This window comes from Actinocatenispora thailandica (assembly GCF_016865425.1).
Taxonomy (GTDB): domain Bacteria; phylum Actinomycetota; class Actinomycetes; order Mycobacteriales; family Micromonosporaceae; genus Actinocatenispora; species Actinocatenispora thailandica.
Map to the genome: position 1 here is coordinate 7,001,802 of NZ_AP023355.1, position 15,507 is coordinate 7,017,308.

The 15,507-nt window shown below is 73.1% G+C and carries 15 protein-coding genes; 9 read left to right on the forward strand and 6 right to left on the reverse strand.

All coding sequences use genetic code 11. The features are described 5' to 3' along the window. The first annotated feature begins 14 nt into the window (after nt 1-14). Together Athai_RS31675 and Athai_RS31680 are read left to right on the forward strand one after the other, a co-directional pair. A complete protein-coding gene (locus Athai_RS31675) occupies nt 15-1,493 on the forward strand; it encodes a glycosyltransferase family 87 protein (RefSeq protein ID WP_203964874.1) in 1,479 nt (492 codons plus the stop codon). Nucleotides 1,494-1,787: 294 nt separating this feature from the next. Further along, a complete protein-coding gene (locus Athai_RS31680; RefSeq protein ID WP_203964875.1) occupies nt 1,788-2,834 on the forward strand; it encodes an aminoglycoside phosphotransferase family protein in 1,047 nt (348 codons plus the stop codon). 70 nt (nt 2,835-2,904) lie between these two features. Here Athai_RS31680 and Athai_RS31685 read toward each other — a convergent pair whose 3' ends face one another. Continuing rightward, complete coding sequence (locus tag Athai_RS31685; RefSeq protein ID WP_203964876.1) at nt 2,905-5,067, reverse strand: hypothetical protein; 2,163 nt, start codon at nt 5,065-5,067, stop codon at nt 2,905-2,907. 135 nt (nt 5,068-5,202) lie between these two features. Beyond that, nucleotides 5,203-5,994, reverse strand: coding sequence for a deoxyribonuclease IV (locus Athai_RS31690; protein WP_203964877.1), 792 nt, complete (start codon nt 5,992-5,994; stop codon nt 5,203-5,205). 392 nt (nt 5,995-6,386) lie between these two features. On the opposite strand from Athai_RS31690, the gene Athai_RS31695 reads away from it, so the two are divergent. The 6 genes from Athai_RS31695 (at nt 6,387) to Athai_RS31720 (ending at nt 10,383) form a co-directional block, all read left to right on the forward strand. Next, entirely contained in the window at nt 6,387-7,208 is an 822-nt protein-coding gene (locus Athai_RS31695) for a hypothetical protein (RefSeq protein WP_203964878.1), read from the forward strand. A gap of 415 nt (nt 7,209-7,623) precedes the next feature. Next, on the forward strand, nt 7,624-7,914 hold the full coding sequence (gene rpsF, locus Athai_RS31700; RefSeq protein WP_035295885.1) for a 30S ribosomal protein S6: 291 nt from the start codon (nt 7,624-7,626) through the stop codon (nt 7,912-7,914). Nucleotides 7,915-7,988: 74 nt separating this feature from the next. Further along, a complete protein-coding gene (locus Athai_RS31705; protein ID WP_203964879.1) occupies nt 7,989-8,501 on the forward strand; it encodes a single-stranded DNA-binding protein in 513 nt (170 codons plus the stop codon). Between the two features lie 54 nt (nt 8,502-8,555). Next, nucleotides 8,556-8,795: a 30S ribosomal protein S18 gene (gene rpsR / locus Athai_RS31710; RefSeq protein WP_030445252.1), complete on the forward strand. Its 240-nt coding sequence runs from the start codon at nt 8,556-8,558 to the stop codon at nt 8,793-8,795. 10 nt (nt 8,796-8,805) lie between these two features. Beyond that, nucleotides 8,806-9,255 (forward strand): 50S ribosomal protein L9, encoded by a 450-nt coding sequence (gene rplI, locus Athai_RS31715; protein ID WP_203964880.1) that lies wholly within the window; start codon nt 8,806-8,808, stop codon nt 9,253-9,255. Nucleotides 9,256-9,546: 291 nt separating this feature from the next. Continuing rightward, nucleotides 9,547-10,383, forward strand: coding sequence for a hypothetical protein (locus Athai_RS31720; protein ID WP_203964881.1), 837 nt, complete (start codon nt 9,547-9,549; stop codon nt 10,381-10,383). Nucleotides 10,384-10,463: 80 nt separating this feature from the next. Here Athai_RS31720 and Athai_RS31725 read toward each other — a convergent pair whose 3' ends face one another. From Athai_RS31725 to Athai_RS31740, 4 genes are read right to left on the reverse strand one after another with little or no spacing between them, the layout of a single operon-like run. Then, complete coding sequence (locus Athai_RS31725; RefSeq protein WP_203964882.1) at nt 10,464-11,501, reverse strand: 2-hydroxyacid dehydrogenase; 1,038 nt, start codon at nt 11,499-11,501, stop codon at nt 10,464-10,466. Between the two features lie 33 nt (nt 11,502-11,534). Next, a complete protein-coding gene (locus Athai_RS31730) occupies nt 11,535-12,320 on the reverse strand; it encodes a DeoR/GlpR family DNA-binding transcription regulator (RefSeq protein WP_203964883.1) in 786 nt (261 codons plus the stop codon). 12 nt (nt 12,321-12,332) lie between these two features. Next, nucleotides 12,333-12,968: a histidine phosphatase family protein gene (locus Athai_RS31735; protein ID WP_203964884.1), complete on the reverse strand. Its 636-nt coding sequence runs from the start codon at nt 12,966-12,968 to the stop codon at nt 12,333-12,335. After that, nucleotides 12,961-14,568, reverse strand: a complete 1,608-nt coding sequence (locus tag Athai_RS31740; RefSeq protein WP_203964885.1) for an FGGY-family carbohydrate kinase — start codon at nt 14,566-14,568, stop codon at nt 12,961-12,963. The genes Athai_RS31735 and Athai_RS31740 overlap by 8 nt, the downstream gene beginning before the upstream one ends. A 160-nt stretch (nt 14,569-14,728) precedes the next feature. On the opposite strand from Athai_RS31740, the gene Athai_RS31745 reads away from it, so the two are divergent. Next, nucleotides 14,729-15,475: a metallophosphoesterase family protein gene (locus Athai_RS31745; protein ID WP_203964886.1), complete on the forward strand. Its 747-nt coding sequence runs from the start codon at nt 14,729-14,731 to the stop codon at nt 15,473-15,475. Nucleotides 15,476-15,507 lie beyond the last annotated feature (32 nt).

The following is a 15,507-nucleotide window of genomic DNA, read 5'->3' on the forward strand; positions in this document are numbered from 1 at the left end:
GCAGGATGGGCGGCATGACTGGCGAGACCCGAAACGTCCCGTCGAGGATCGGCGGGCCGCGCCTGCGGCTGCCCGACGAACCGGCCCGGGAGGACTGGTTCGCCGGCGGGTTGTCCGAGGCGATCGGCGGACCGCTCGGCGACCATGCCGTGCGGCCGCCGGTCCGTCGTTACCTCACGCCGGTACGGATCGTGCTGGCGCTGGCGTGCCTGCTGTTCGCGCTGCACTGGGTGCAGAAGTCGCCGTGCCGGGACGGCGCGTGGGGCAATCTGAAGCAGTACAAGGACCACTGCTACACCGATGTCCTCGCGCTCTACTACGCGGAAGGGCTCGGCGACGGCAAGGTGCCCTACGTCGACCACGCGGTCGAGTACCCGGTGCTGACCGGCGTCTTCATGGGCGCGCTCGGGCTGCCGGTGCACGCCCTCGCCCAGCACGTCGAGATCAACCAGGGCAAGTGGTTCTACGACCTGAACGCGATCATCCTGTCGCTGCTCGGCGTCGGTACGGTCGCGATGGTGCTGGCGTTGAGACGCCGACGACCGTTCGACGCGCTGCTGCTCGCGGTCGCCCCGGCGATGCTCGTCACCGCCACCGTCAACTGGGACCTGCTCGCCATCGCGCCCACCGTCGGCGCGCTGCTGGCCTGGTCCAGACGACGACCGGCGCTCGCCGGGCTGCTGTTCGGGCTCGGCGTGGCAGCGAAGTTCTACCCGCTGCTCATCCTCGGCCCGCTGCTGGTGCTGGCGCTGCGCAGCGGGAAGCTGCGGCAGGCCGGCACCACGGTGCTGACCGCCGCCGCCACCTGGGTCGTGATCAACGCGCCGGTCGCGATGCTCTACACCGACTCGTGGCTCCAGTTCTTCCGGCTCAACTCCAGCCGGGGCGTCGACTGGGGCACCGTCTGGTATGTCGGGGCGCACTTCCCGACCGGCGGGAACAACGCCGGCCTGCCCGGCTTCGGCTACCTGAGCACCCACATCACCACCCTCAACCTGCTGTACGGGGTGCTGTTCGCGCTCTGCTGCCTCGCCATCGGCGCGCTCGCCCTGCTCGCTCCGCGCCGGCCCCGGCTGGCGCAGCTGGCGTTCCTGGTCGTGGCCTGCTTCCTGATCACCGGCAAGGTCTGGTCCCAGCAGTACGTGCTGTGGCTGATCCCGCTGGCGGTGCTGGCCAGACCGCGCTGGGGTGCCTTCCTCGCCTGGCAGCTCGCCGAGATCGGCTACTTCCTCGCGTTCTACGCCGAGCTGATGGCCGCCTCCGGCACCACCGTGGTACCGGAGTGGGTGTTCGTGTTCTTCTCGCTGTGCCGGCTGGTCACGCTCGTCGTGCTGGTCGGGTACGTGGTGCGCGACATCCTGGTGCCGGCCCGCGACGTGATCCGGGCCGACGGCAGCGACGACCCGGACGGCGGCGAGTTCGACCACGCCCCGGACGTACCGTGGCTGCCCGGCGCCGTGCGGCCGACCGCGCCGGCCCCCGCCCCTTCTTGACGCCCGGCCGAGCCGGCGCGGCAGTACCGCCGGCACCAGCCCGCCCGAGCACCGCGTGTCGGTCTGCTCGACGCCCGAGCACTGCGCGTCGGTCTGTTCGACGCCCGAGCACTGCGCGTCGGTCTGTTCGACGCCCGAGCACTGCGCGTCGGTCTGCTCGACGCCCGAGCACCGCGCGTCGGTCTGCTCGACGCCCGCCGGCCGCGCGCCGCGGCCCGGCGGGCGGGCGCGCGGGCGCCGCCGTCACCCCTCGGCACCCAGTGACACCGAGGGCTCACGGCGAAAGGGAAACACGTGCTGGAACACGAGCTGCCGGCCGGGATGGCCGACTTCATCGGAACCGAGTTCGGCCCGCGCGGGCGGCGCTGGCTCGACGACCTGCCGGCACTGGTCGACACGACCTGCCGGCGCTTCGGGGTGCGGATCACCGGCCCGGTGCTGCCCGGCGGCACCCACTCGTACGTGGTGCCGGTGCGCGGCGACGGGCGCGAGCTGGTGCTGAAGGTACCGGTGCTGGACGAGGAGAACTTCGCCGAATGCGCGGCGCTGCGCTGCTACGCCGGCGACGGCGCGGTGCGGCTGTACGACGTCGACCTCGACTCCGGTGCGCTGCTGCTGGAGCGCGCCGACCCGGGCACCCCGCTGCTCACCGAGTACGAGCGGGGTGCGCTGTCGCTGGACGAGGTCGTCGACGTCGCGGCGGGCCTGCTGCGGCGACTCCGCCGGGTACCGGCCGGCGACCTGAGCCATCCGGCGCCGCAGTCGGACGGCCCCGCAGCGGCCACCGTGGCCGAGCCGTTCCCGCTGGTCCGGGACCTGGCACTGCGGTGGGCGCGGGAGCTGCCCGAGGCGTACCGCCGGTTCACCGACGCGCCGCCGCCGAGCCCGGCCGGGGCGGCGCCGAGCGCCGGTGGTGCACGGCCCACCGCACCGCGGGGCGCCGGCGGGCCGCTGCCGAAACCGCTGTTCGACGAGGCGAGCGAGCTGTGTGTCGGGTTCGCCGAACCGGACGGCGCCGAGGTACTGGTCAACCGGGACGCGCACACCGGCAACGTGCTGTCCGGCCGGGGCGGTACGGCCTGGCTGCTGATCGACCCGAAGCCGGTCGTCGGCGATGCCGCGTTCGACGCCGGTCACCTGGTCTGGGACCTGCTCCGGTACGAGCCGGTCCCGGCCCGCGCGGCCCGACTCGTCGATCGCGTCGCCGCCGGCCTCGCCGTCGACCGGGCCAGGGTGCGCGGCTGGGCGCTGATTCGGGCGGTGCAGAACCTGACCTGGGCGGTACCCGCCGGCGAGGCGGCGCCCTACCTGGCCGGTGCCGCCGCGCTCGCCGCGAGCTGACCGGCCCGCCCCGGGGCTGTCCGATCCCGGGCGATCTCCCGCTCCCGGACCGAACGGTCCGGGAGCGGGGCTACTTCGGGTCGAGGGTGTAGACGACCGCCGGGCCGGTGTCGGAGAGCTTGACGCCGAGCCCGATGGTCGACTTCGAGATCACGTTCTGGTACGGCGTGCCCGCCAACCCGTCGCGGAACACCACGACCGTGCGCACCCCCAGATTGCGCAGGTAGTCGACGCTGCGCTGGCTGGGGAAGTCGGCCGCCACCCGCCGGATCTCGTCCTGCTTGGCCGGCTGCACCCCGCTGCCGCCGTTGACCAGCTGCGGGAACCCGTCGGTCGACCAGTACATGTACCGCTGGTCGGTGAGGGTGTCGGTCGGCAGGATCAGCACCGGGCCGGCGATCGCGTGCAGCTCCTTGGGCTCGGTCGGTACCTGCGGGTGCGGCGTCCGGGCCCATCCCTCGACCAGCACCAGCACCAGCGGCACCGCGACGAGCAGCCGCAGCGCGGGGCCGATCCGGCGCGGGTTGCGGCCCCGGGAGACGGCGAACTCGTCCGCCCGCTGGCTGAGCGCGTTCACCGCACCGGCGGCGAGCAGCGCGAGCAGCAGCGTCGTCCACAGCACCAGCCGGCCCGGGGTCCGGATCGCGTCCCACGCCGGCAGGTGGTCGTAGAGCACCAGGTAGGTGTACCGGCCGCCGCCCGGGAAGGCGGTACCCATCGCCAGCACCGCGCTGACCGCGACACCGGCCAGCAGCAGCAGCCGGGTCCGGATCCGCCAGCTGGACAGGAACAGCCCGAGCACCGCGAACGCCACCAGCACCATCCCGACCAGCAGCGTCATCTCCGGCTGGAACGGCAGTGCCTGGCGGGCCTGCGCGTGCGTGTCACCCCACAACCAGGACTGTTCCGGCGCGATGAAGAACCCCTGCCACGGCGGCGAGAACAGCTTCAGCTCGGCGACCGTGCGGCGCGCCTCCGGATGGTCGTGCACCGCACGCAGGTACGGCAGGCCCAGGTAGAGGCAGGTCGCACCGAAGACGGCGAGCCCGCCCAGGTTGCCGAGCAGCAGGGACAGGTGGAACCGGCCGGCCGGCCCGCCGTCCTTCCGCACCCGTCGGCGGATCCGGCGGACCAGCCAGACCGCGCAGCCCACCACGACCAGCACGCCGAGCAGGTAACAGAACGGCAGCCCCAGCCCCCAGCCGAGGGTGACCTGCCAGGCGGCGACCAGCCAGCCGCCGAGGGCCCAGCCCCAGCGGATCCGGCCGGGCCCGCCGGCCCGGCGGAAGCTGAAGCCGTGTCCCCGGGCCAGCATCGCCAGCGCGAGCGCGATGCCGCCGGTGGACAGGATGTTCAGGTGACCGCCGTGCGCCAGGCGCCACGGCGCGTAGGCGAACGCCGCCGCGGCCATCGCCGCGCCGGGCTTGCGGGTGCCGAGCTGCCGGCACAGCGCGTACATCCCGACGAAGGCGAGCGCGTAGGCCAGCACGTAGAGGATGTTGTACCGGACCAGCGCGGCGACCGGGCCGGTGCCGATCATGCCGAGCGGCGCGTACCCGAGCAGGCTGTCGGAGAACGCGAGCGTGTCGTGGTCGGGGAAGAACGTGTTGCTGTCCCACAGGTGCAGCGGATCGGTCAGCAGCGCGTGGCCGTCCCAGGCGACCTGCCAGGTCTGCAACAGCGGATCGTAGATGTCCTGCGGGATGGTGCTGGCCGGGTGCAGCACGGTCGGCCAGGTCATCAGCACCGCGAGCAGCAGCCCGGCGACGCTGGCCACCGTCCACTCGTGGGTGGCGAACCGGGCGAGGGCGCCACCGATCCGGCGCGGCAGTCCGGGCGGGTTCGGCTCGACCGGCGCGAACCGCGACCAGCCCGCCTCGTCGCCGGTGTCACCGGCCTCGCCGTTGCCACCGTCCTCGGCCTTGCCGGCGCCCTTGCTGGTGTCCTTGCCCTTGCCGGTGTTCAAGCCTTGGGCGGTGCCCTCGCCTTGGGCGGTGTCGTTGCTCTGCGGGGTGTCGTTGCTCTGCGGGGTGTCCTTGCCTTGGGCGGTGCCCTTGGCCCGAGCGGTGCCCTGGTCGGTTGGGCTGCGCCCGGCCGGGCCGGTGTCGGTGTCACCCGCGGTGCGGTCGGTCGCCGCCGGAGACGTGCCGGTGCCGGTGCCGGTGCCGGTCGACGGCTCGTCGGTGTCGTCGCGCTGCTCGGGCGCGGCTTGCCGCAGGGTCAGGTTGGCCACCGTCGGCTCGCCGGCCGCGCCGCTGCTCGCCAGCGCGCCACCCGGCCGCCCTCCGGTGTCTCCTCCCCGCTCATGCGCTTCTCTCCCTCGTCGGAACGCTCCGCAGGCAGGCGTCCGCAGGATCCGCCGCGCCGCTCAACGGGCCAGCCGCTCTCTGAGGTACGCGATGTCGGTGGCCTGGCCGCCGTCGGCGTTCGGCGTCTCCACCACGGCGGTGCAGTCGGCAGACCGGATCACCTCGGCGACCGCCTCGGCGGCGAGGTCGGGGCTGTCGGCGAGGTTCGCGTGCCGGTCCCGGCCGGAGTCGAAGCCGTCCCGGGAGCCGTTGGCGTGCACCAGATCGACCCGGCCGGTGATGGCCCGCAGCCGGTCGACCACCCCGGCCAGCTGTTCGCCGCCGCAGAACGCGTGGCAGGTGTCCAGGCACAGGCCGGGCCCGAACTCGCCGATCGCGTCCCACAGCCGGGCCAGGTTGTCGAACCGGCGGGCGCAGGCGTGGTCGCCGCCGGCGGTGTTCTCGATCAGGATCGGCAGCGGGTAGCCGCCGGTCTTCGCGGCGCCCTCGAACGCCTTGCGCCAGTTGTCGAATCCGACCTGGATGTCGTCCGAGGTGGTGACGTGCCCGCCGTGCACGATCAGGCCCTTGGCGCCGATGGCGGCGGCCGCCTCGGCGTGCTGGGCGACCAGCTTCCGGCTCGGGATCCGGATCCGGTTGTTCGTGGAGGCGAGGTTCAGCACGTACGGTGCGTGCACGTACAGCTCGAACTCGCCGGATTCGGCCGCCGCCCGCAGCTCGGCGGCGTGCGGGTGCTCGGTCGGTGCCTTCCATCCCTGCGGATCGGCGAGAAAGAACTGCACCGCGTCGGCGCCGCGTTCGCGTGCGCCGGTGAGTGGGTCGTCGCTGTCCACATGTGCCCCGATACGCATGCCGCCGAGCTTACGGGTTGCGGCCTGGCAGCCGCCGGGCCCGCCGCGGCGCCGCGTGTTCGTACGGTCGGGGCGCGGTTGCGCAGGGCGACCGGTACGGCCGGCGCTGGTCGAAATCCGGAAAACGTTCGGGTTGTGCGGTCTACCGATCGGTAGCAAGATAGGGCTTTCATCATCTCGGCCGCTGCCTGCCGCGGGCCCAGGGCACCACCGGGCACCGGCCGTACGACGTCGACAGGAAAACGCGGCAACTCGCGTCACTGACGGTGATGCATCTCGTTGACACGGTAGATCCGCCGCACGCGGGTTGCCGCAATGACCTGGGGAGACCGGGAATGCGTTATCAGCCAAGACATCTTCGCCCCCGCGCTCGCACCGTGGCCGCGACCTCGATGGTGGTCGCGGGCCTGGTCGGGGGCGGTGCCGCCCTGATGTTCGCGACGGCGCCGGTCGCGGCGAACCCGTCGCCGTCGGCGACGATCAACTACACCGGCGACTGCGGTCTCGGCATCGGGCTGTTCGGCAAGTCGCAGCCGGACACCGACCAACCCGTCTCGGTGCCCGCCGGCAGCTCGGTCGTGTTCGTCAACAAGATGAAGGTCAAGGCGACCCTCACCGTCGGGTCGCAGACCTACAAGGACATCGCCGCGGGCGACAGCAAGACGGTGGCGATGGACCAGGGCACCGTGCACCCGACGATGAAGCCGGAGTGCCTGGCCAGCGGCGGCGACGGGAACTACAAGGCGGCGACGATCACCGTCACACCGGCGGAGAGCAGCACCACCGGCGGGAAGACGACCTCGGGTGGCGGCTCGTCCACGTCCGGCAGCACGCACCGGCCGTCCGGCGACGCCAGCGGTGCCGCGAAGCACCCGACCGGGGGCGCGAGTTCGGCGCAGCAGGTGCCCGGTCACCAGCCGAACGGCGGCGCCACGCCGAAGGTGCACGACCCGGTCGCGCGCGGCGCGGTGCCATCCTCGGCGGCCGAGCCGGGCGCCGGCTCGGGCACCAGCGGCGGCGGCGGCGAGGTCTCCGGTACCTCGATCGCCAAGGCGCCGGCCTCGGTGGCCGCGCAGCCGGTCGCCAGCGTCGGCCCGAACAGCGCGACCAGCGTGCTCGCCCTGATCGCGGCGATCTGCCTGGTCGGTGTCGGCGCCGCCGCGGTACGCACGGTGCTGTCCCAGCGACGTCGGGGCGGCGTGGCACACAGTTGACAACGCCGTGGTCGACAGGACACGGCGCACATAGTCTCCGCGGGGCGGCCGGCTCCCACCTCATCGGTGTGGTCGTTCCTCCCCAGGTCCCACCCTGTAAGGCTCGGACCGGGCGCCCCGCGGCCCTTCGCTCCGCCTTCGTGGTCGTTCCTCGCCGCGCTGGTCGCACCCGACAAGGCCGGGCCGGGCGGCCCGCAGCCCTTCTCCGCGTTTTTCGTGGTCGTTCCTGGCCTGGCCGGGTCGGGTCGGGGCGGCCGGCATACCGGACTGCGGTCGGGCGAGCACCGGCTGGTACCGTTCTATGGTTCGGACCGCGCCGCGGGGTCGTCCCCGCGGCGTTTCGGTGCCGAACGACGCACAGACCTCCTGCCACGGAAAGTCCGTGGCCGCCTAGTCCACAGGGGGTGAGAACGTCTTGCGTCACTACGAAGTCATGGTGATCCTCGATTCCGATCTCGAGGAGCGCACCGTCGCACCGTCGCTCGACCAGTACCTGAACGTGATCCGCAATTCGGGCGGATCGGTCGAGAAGACCGACGTGTGGGGCCGGCGTCGCCTCGCGTACGAGATCAACAAGAAGACCGAGGGCATCTACGCCGTCATCGACCTGTCGGCCGAACCTGCCGCAGTGGCCGAGCTGGACCGTCAGCTGCGACTCAACGAGTCGGTGCTGCGGACCAAGGTCCTCCGGCCCGAAATTCACTGATATCCGACCGGCTCGGTCACTCGTTGTGTCGTACCACGGTGCGATCCTCGGGGTCCGAGTGTGAGGAGTGAGTCATGGCAGGAGAGACCGTCATCACGGTCGTTGGCAACCTGGTCAACGACCCTGAGCTGCGGTTCACCAATTCCGGCGCGGCGGTGGCGAGCTTCCGCATCGCGTCGACGCCCCGCACCTTCGACCGCCAGTCCGGCGAGTGGAAGGACGGCGAGGCGCTGTTCCTGAGCTGCTCGGTGTGGCGGCAGGCGGCGGAGAACGTCGCCGAGTCGCTGCAGCGCGGCAGCCGGGTGATCGTGCAGGGCCGCCTCAAGCAGCGGTCGTACGAGACCCGCGAGGGCGAGAAGCGCACCGTCATCGAGATGGAGGTCGACGAGATCGGCCCCTCCCTGCGGTACGCGACGGCCAAGGTGCAGAAGATGTCGCGCAGCGGTGGCGGCGGTGGCGGGTTCGGTTCGTCCGGTGGGCCCAGTGGTGGGAACTCCGGCGGCGACGACCCGTGGGCGTCGGCCACTCCGGCCGCGAGCCGCTCCGGCGGCGGTAACAGCGGTTTCGACGACGAGCCCCCGTTCTAGCCGGCGTGCCGCCCCGCGCGGCACCGGCACCCGTACGTGAAAGGCAACACTGAGATGGCAAAGCCTCCGTCTTTGCGGAAGCCCAAGAAAAAGGTGAATCCTCTCGACAAAGAGAAGATCATCTACGTCGACTACAAGGACACCGCGCTGCTTCGGAAGTTCATCTCCGACCGCGGCAAGATCCGGGCCCGCCGGGTCACCGGTGTCAACTCGCAGCAGCAGCGGCAGATCGCGCGGGCCATCAAGAACGCCCGCGAGATGGCCCTCCTGCCGTACACCGCGCAGAACCGCTGAGGGGGACGAGATGAAGATCATCCTCACTCAGGAGGTTTCCAACCTCGGTGAGCCCGGCGACATCGTCGAGGTGAAGAACGGCTACGGCCGCAACTACCTGCTGCCGCAGGGCTTCGCGATCAGCTGGAGCCGGGGCGCGGAGAAGCAGGTGTCGCAGATCAAGCGGGCCCGCTCGGCGCGTGAGATCCGCAACGTGGACCAGGCGCAGGAGGTCAAGACCCAGCTCGACTCGCTGAAGGTCACGCTGACCGAGCGCGCGGGCGACGGTGGCCGGCTGTTCGGTTCGGTCACCCCGGCCGAGATCGTGTCCGCGGTGCAGGCGGCCGGCGGCCCGGAGCTGGACCGGCGCCGGCTCCAGGTCGGTTCGCCGATCAAGACGGTCGGCAGCTACCAGATCCCGGTGCGGCTGCACCCGGAGGTCGTCGCGACCGTCACCCTCGACGTGGTCGCGTCGAAGTAGGTTCGCCAGTTCGATCCGGTGCCCGGGCGGTCCAGGACCGCCCGGGCACCGGCGTCTTCCGCGGCTCCCGTGCCGCCGACGAGGGTGCGCCTCCCGGTGCACGCGCAGCCGCCCGCCGGCCGCCGCAGCCGCCCGCCGGCCGCCGCCCGGCGGGTGCGCCGCTGGTGGTGTCACCGAGTCGGCAGGTCGAGGCTGTCGGTACGACCCGGTCGAGACCTATGCTGGCTGGATGGCCAGTTGGTCCGGATATCAGACCGGACTCAGCACTCGGTCCGGAGGAGGAGACCCCCGATGCGCCGGATGATCGCGGCGATTGCCGTGTGCACCGCCGGCCTGCTGCTCGCCGGCTGCCGCGGCTCGGGGGCACCGTCGGCGCAGCCGTCCGGCTCCGTCGGCGCCACCTCCGCCACGCCGAGCGCCGGCCCGGCGCAGACCCGACGCGCCACCGCCGAGCTCACCCAGGCGGTGCGCAAGCTGGAGGCGACCAGCTTCGCCTTCGACGGCGGCTCCGGCATCGCCCGGGTGACCGGTTCGTACCAGCCGAAGCGGCACCTGGGCCGGCTGGACGGTTCGTTCGGGATCGGCGCGATGGACGCCGTGCTGGTCGGTACCGACCTGTACGTCAAGGGGGTCGACAAGGACCCGGCCGTGTGGCTGCGGATCCGCACCACCCGGCTCGCCCCCGGCAACGTGCTGGCGCAGGCGATCGACCCGACGTTGAGCACCGGATACCTGACGACGATCGAGTCCGCCGTGCGGACCTCCCCCGGCCGGTACCAGGGTCGGATCGACCTGGCCGAGCTGCGCGCCCGCGCGGCCGGCGACCGTACCGCGCAGCAGCTGGTGACGTTGCTCGGGCCGGCGCCGCGCCGGGTCACCTTCGAGGCGGCGGTGGACCGGTCCGGCCGGCTGACCGAGCTGGCGATCAGCGTGCTGCACTCGGCCAGCTCGGCGCAGACCACGGTGACCACCCACTACCGCGACTTCGGCACGCCGGTACGGGCGAGCGCGCCACCGGCCGCCCAGGTCCGGGACGCGCCGCAGCAGCTCTACACCGTGCTCGCGCCCAACCCGACCCCGCCGGCGAGTTCCGGTACCGCCAGCCCGACCGCGCCTTCGTCCGGCTGACCCACGCCACCCGATGTTGCATATGGGTGCGCAGAGCAAAGGGTGCCGACAAACCTCCCCGACCGTGCCGCCGATCGGCGTCAGCGCACCGCCAGAGCGTCCGGGTTGGCCAGCGCCGGCGGCGTCTCACCCCGCAGGTACGCGCCGACCGCGGTCGCCGCGAGCCGCGCGGCGCGCTGCGCCGTCTGTACGGTGGCGCCCGCCAGGTGCGGGGTGAGCGCCGTGTGCGGCGCGGTCAGCAGCGGCGCGGCCGGGTCGACCGGCTCGGTCTCGTACACGTCGAAGGCGGCGGCGCCGAGCTGCCCGGAGTTCAGCGCGTCGACCACGGCCGGGTAGTCGACGAGCCCACCGCGGGCGGTGTTGACCAGCGTCGCGCCGCGCGGCATCGCGGCGAGCTCGGCGGCACCGATCATGCCGCGGGTCTCGTCGCTGAGCCGGGCGTGCAGGCTGACCACGGTGGATCGGGCGAGCAGTTCGGGCAGCGGGGTGGAGGTCACCCCCGCGTCGGCCGGCAGGTACGGGTCGTGCACCAGGACCTCGGCGTCGAACGCGGCGAGGATGCGGGCGACCCGGCGACCGATCGCGCCGTACCCGACCAGGCCGACGGTGGCGCCGGCAAGCTCGCTGCCGCACTCGGTCAGCGCGTACAGGTCGCTGCGCCACTCCCCCGCCTGTACCGACCGGTGCCGCTGCGGGATGCCGCGCAGCGCGGCGAGCAGCAGCGCGACGGTGTGTTCGGCGGCGGCGACCGCGTTGCGGCCCGGGGTGGTGCACACCGCGACGCCGCGTGCGGTGGCCGCCGGCACGTTGATGTTCACCGGTCCGCCGCGGCAACACACGATGAGCTTCAGCGCGTCCGACGCGGCCAGTACCCGCTCGGTGAACGGCGCCATCTGGGTCACCGCGACCCGGGCGCCGGCGAGCGCGGCGATCAGCGCGTCCTCGTCCCCGGACGCCTCGTCGACCTCGGCGACCGGACCGTACGGGGTGTACGGCCAGGGCAGCGTCAGCGTCGTCGCCGACAGCGTGTCGGCGCCCAGTTCCGCGTCCAACGCCTCGCGGATCAGCGCGCCGGTGACGAAGTGGTCGCCGGCGACGAGGACCTGGGTCCGGGCCACGGGTGCTCCTCTCGGCTGCGCCGGGCGCAGCGGTCAGTCGGCCAGCTCGTAGCGGGCGCCATGCTCGGTGAGGTCGGCGAGTTCGCTCTCGGTGGCCTGGGCATCGGTGATGATGCGGTCGAAATCGGTGACGTGCGCGTGCCGGTGCAGCGCGACCCGGCGCAGCTTGGTGTGGTCGACCATCAGGATGCTGCGCTGCGCGGAGCGCATCATGGCCCGCTTGACCAGCACGATCTCCTGCTCCTGGTGGTACGCGAACTCCCCGGAGACGGCGGAGGTGGAGGTGAACAGCAGGTCGACCCGGATCGCCTCGATGGCCTCGATGCACGGCACCCCGAGGAACGAGTCGTGCGTCGGGTAGTACTCGCCGCCGAGCGCCATCAGCCGTATCCCCGGCACCGCGGACAGCAGCTTGATGGTTTCCAGGAAGTTGGTCACCACGGTCAGCGGCGTGATGTCGGTGAGCAGCTTCGCCAGTTCCAGCGTGGTGGTGGAGTCGTCCAGCATGATCGCCATGCCGGGCTCGATCAGCTCCCGTGCCCGCCGGGCGATGGCCTGCTTCTCCGCGGTGGCGGAACGCATCCGGTAGGCGACGTTGGACTCGAACACGCTGGACGGTTGGGAGCTGACCCCGCCGCGGTACTTGCGCACCACGCCCTGGCGTTCCAGCTCGTCCAGGTCGCGGTGGATGGTCATCAGGCTGACGTGGAACATCTCGGCCAGGTCGGCGGCGGCGACGGAGCCGTGCTGGAGCACGTGCTCGGCGATCTCCGCCTGCCGCTGCGCGGGCCGGTTCCGCTCGGTCGATGAGCTGTCCATGTATGCCTCTCGCTACCGGGTGGTGGGCGGTTCGGGTGTCGGCGGCACGTTGAACGCCGCCAGAGCCATATTTCCCGGCCGTACCAGAAACGTCGTCAGCGAGGTGGGTACCAGGTCGGGCAGCAGCGCGCGGTAGCGCGACAGCGAGCCGCCCATCAGGTCGGTGACCAGCAGCCGGATCAGCGTCGAGTGCGCCACGACCAGGATCCGGCCACCCGGGTCGGCGGTGACCACGTCGGCCAGTGCGGCGCGCGCCCGGCGTACCGCGTCGGCCGGGTGCTCGCCGCCCGGGAAGTGGTGACCGACCGGGTCCCGCTCGAACCCCCGGACCGCGTCCGGGTGGCTGTCCCGCAGCTCGGCGAGGGTGTGCCCCTCGGCGACACCGAAGTGCAGCTCGCGCAGCCGCGGCTCGACCGTCGGGGTCAGCCCGGTCGCCGCGGTGACCGGCGCCGCGGTGAGCCGGGTGCGGCGCAGGTCGGTGCAGTAGAGCGAGGTCAGGCCGGCGGTGCGGGCCCACTCGCCGAGCCGCGCGGCCTGCCCGACGCCGACCTCGTCGATGCCGACGTCGCTGCTCCCGCAGTACCGGTTGGGCGAGTGCCACGGGGTCCGCCCGTGCCGCGCCAACACCACCGTGGTGCGTTCACTCACCGGCGTCCCTCCCCCGTCGCAACGCCCGCGCGGCACCAGGCCGCGCGCTGCGCACGCTCGTTCCTGCCGGCCCTGGGGCGGGTACCGGTGTCTCGGTGGTCGCGGCGGCGAGCAGCTCGGCGCCGATCGAGCCGCGCCGGTGCAGCTCGGCGACGAACGCGCGGTACGGCTCGGTGAACCGTTCCGGGCCGCCCGGCCGCGGCTCGACCTCGACGTACGGCCGGGCCATCCGGGCCGCGGTCGCGGCGACCGAGCCGGTACCGGCGGCGGCCAGGACGGCCATCCCGACGGCGGGTTCCGCGTCCCGCGGGACGCGCAGCGGCCGGCCGAGGATGTCCGCCCGCAGCTGGCACCAGTACCGGCTGCGCGCGCCGCCGCCGGTCAGGGTGACCGGCCCGTCGGTGCGGGCACCGAGGCTGCGCAGGTAGGCGTAGCAGAGCCGCTCGACGTAGCCGACGCCCTGCAGCAGGGCGGCGTACCCGTCCGCGTCGTCGGCGAGGCGGCCGACGACGAACGGCTCGGCGGCCGGATCGACGAACGGAAAGCGCTCTCCCGGGGTGGCGACCGGGTAGCGCAGCGCGCCGGCCGGCTCGTACCGGGCGGCCCGCCGGGCCAGCGCGTCCAGCTCGGCGGCGCCGAGGCCCGGGTACGCCGCCGCGACCGCGCCGGCACCGGAACTCGACGCGCCGCCGGGTAGCCAGCCGCCGTCCGGGTGCCGGTGCGAGTAGACCGCGCCGCCCGGGTCGGTGAGCCGCTCCGCGGTGACGCCCTTGAGCACCAGCGTGGTGCCGAGGATCGCGTTCCACGAGCCCTCGGTGAGCGCGCCGGCGGCGAGCTGCGCGGCGCAGCCATCGGTCATCCCGGCCCGGACCGGCAGGCCGACCGGCAGCCCGGTCGCGTCCGCCGCGGCGCGGTCGACGGCGCCGAGCCGGGTGCCGGGGCGTACCACCGCGGGCAGCAGGTCGGCGGGCACGCCGAGCCGGCCCAGCACCCCGGTCGGCCAGTGCTCGGCGTCCAGGTCGTACCCGGTCTTGAGGGCGTGGCTGTGGTCGGTGGCGACCGGCCCGCCGGTGAGCCGGGCGGCGAGGTGGTCGGCCTGGTGTACCAGCCGGAGCCGGCCGGCGGCGGCGTCGGCGCGCAGCGTGGCGTCCCGCCGCAGCAGCCAGACCAGCTTGGGCAGCGCCCAGCTGCGCTGCATCGCGTAGCCGAGGCGGTCCCACAGGCCGGCGCCGGCGGCGAGCACGTCGGGCACTTCGGCGCCGGCCCGGCCGTCGTCGTACATCAGGCCGGGGGTGCGCGGGGTGCCGTCCGGGTCGGCGAGCAGGAAGGTGCCGGAGGTGGCGTCGAGGGCGAGGCCGCCGATCCGGGTCGCGGCGCCGGCCGGCAGCGCGCCGACCGCCTGCCGGCTCGCCCGGCGGAACGCCTGCCACCACTGCTCGGGGTCCTGCTCGTGCCGGTCGCCGGCGCGGGTCGAGGTCAGTGGTGCGCTGCCGGTGCCGCGGGTCGCGCCGGTCTCGTCGACGATCGTGACGCGGACGCTCTGCGTGCCGACATCGGCGCCGGCCCAGAGCTGGTCCGGGCTCGGCTGAGTTTCCGCCATCAGTTGGTGCCTTCTGGCTCGACCTACGCTGCGATTATCGATGTTAACTTAACATAGAAAACTGTAAACAACGCGAGAACATATGGGGCATCCAACATCGCCGTCTGCCGGCAGCGAAGTTGCTTGGCGCTCCTGCTCGCCGCGCCATAGCGTTTCTGATATGAAGATCGCCGTCCTGGCCGACATCCACGGCCACCTGCCCGCGCTCGACGCGGTCCTCGCCGACGTCGAGGCCGCCGGTGTCGACGCCATCGTCCTCAACGGCGACATCGCCACCGGCCCGATGCCCGCCGAGACGCTCGACCGGCTGCTCGCCCTCGGCGACCGGGCGATCTGGGTTCGGGGCAACGCCGAGCGCGAGCTCGTCGAGGAGTACGACGGCCGGCTGCCGGCCGACCTGCCGGACCTCGTCACGCTGCCCACCCGGTACGCGGCGAGCCGGCTCACCCGGGCGCACCGCGACCTGCTGGCCGACCTGCCGCTGACCGTCACGCTCGACGTGGACGGGCTCGGCCCGACCCTGTTCTGTCACGCCACCGGCCGCAGCGACGTCGAGATGGTGCTCGTCGACTCGCCGATCGAGCGGTACCGGCAAGCGTTTGCCGGCAGCGACGAGCGCACTGTCGTGCTGGGCCACACGCACATGCCGTTCGACCGGCTGGCCGACCGTCGCCGGTTCGTCAACCCCGGCAGCGTCGGCATGCCGTACGGCGAGCCCGGGGCACACTGGGCGCTGCTCGGGCCGCACGTCACGCTCCGGCGCACCGGATACGACCTGGCCGCGGCGGCCGACACGCTCCGCGCCGCCGCCCCCGGCTACCCGGACATCGACGAGTTCGTCGCGGACAACGTCCGCACCGTCCCGTCCGACGCCGAGGCGCTCGCCGCCTTCACCCCCCAGGACTGACCCGGCCGGCGGCCGGCACCGGCGGGCGTGCC

Coding starts and splice junctions, on each gene's coding strand:
- Athai_RS31675 (WP_203964874.1), top strand. CDS start 15: ATGACTGGCGAGACCCGAAACGTCCCGTCGAGGATCGGCGGGCCGCGC.
- Athai_RS31690 (WP_203964877.1), bottom strand. CDS start 5,994: ATGCGTATCGGGGCACATGTGGACAGCGACGACCCACTCACCGGCGCA.
- Athai_RS31695 (WP_203964878.1), top strand. CDS start 6,387: ATGGTGGTCGCGGGCCTGGTCGGGGGCGGTGCCGCCCTGATGTTCGCG.
- Athai_RS31705 (WP_203964879.1), top strand. CDS start 7,989: ATGGCAGGAGAGACCGTCATCACGGTCGTTGGCAACCTGGTCAACGAC.
- rpsR (WP_030445252.1), top strand. CDS start 8,556: ATGGCAAAGCCTCCGTCTTTGCGGAAGCCCAAGAAAAAGGTGAATCCT.
- rplI (WP_203964880.1), top strand. CDS start 8,806: ATGAAGATCATCCTCACTCAGGAGGTTTCCAACCTCGGTGAGCCCGGC.
- Athai_RS31720 (WP_203964881.1), top strand. CDS start 9,547: ATGCGCCGGATGATCGCGGCGATTGCCGTGTGCACCGCCGGCCTGCTG.
- Athai_RS31730 (WP_203964883.1), bottom strand. CDS start 12,320: ATGGACAGCTCATCGACCGAGCGGAACCGGCCCGCGCAGCGGCAGGCG.
- Athai_RS31740 (WP_203964885.1), bottom strand. CDS start 14,568: ATGGCGGAAACTCAGCCGAGCCCGGACCAGCTCTGGGCCGGCGCCGAT.
- Athai_RS31745 (WP_203964886.1), top strand. CDS start 14,729: ATGAAGATCGCCGTCCTGGCCGACATCCACGGCCACCTGCCCGCGCTC.